The organism is Paratractidigestivibacter sp. (assembly GCF_052362415.1).
Lineage (GTDB): Bacteria > Actinomycetota > Coriobacteriia > Coriobacteriales > Atopobiaceae > Paratractidigestivibacter.
Genome location: NZ_DAWEMK010000134.1, coordinates 1 through 383, shown reverse-complemented (window position 1 = coordinate 383; position 383 = coordinate 1). Strand labels below are relative to the sequence as shown.

General features: G+C 71.3%; 1 pseudogene. It reads right to left on the bottom strand.

From position 1 onward, the window contains the following. A pseudogene (locus tag ACT84W_RS09775) lies at window positions 1-288 on the bottom strand (ABC transporter ATP-binding protein); the annotation flags it as partial. Window positions 289-383: the final 95 nt, after the last annotated feature.

Genomic DNA, 383 nt, shown 5'->3' with positions numbered 1-383 from the left:
CGCGCGGACCATGGTCTGCGTGTAGCCCACGGCGCTCGCCACGCCCACGGCGTAGATGGCGGCCGTGAGGGCGATGAGGCGAGCGAAGCCCTGGTAGTCTCCCTGGCCGACGGTGTTCACCACCGGCTTGATCATATAGGTGCCCGCGAGGTTCGCCGCGCCGGAGACGGTGACGAGCACGCCCACCGCGAACAGCCGCCACTTGGCGTGCCCCATGTACGAAAGGAGCGCGCGCAGCGTGCGGCCCAGGTCCTGCGGGCGCTTGGGCGCCCCTCCCTTGCCGGCCATCAGCGGTCGCCCCCTTCCGTCGTCGCCGCGGGCAAGACGGAGCCCGCGGCCTTGTCCAAGACGCCCTGCGACTCGCAGAGCTCGGTGTAGATGGG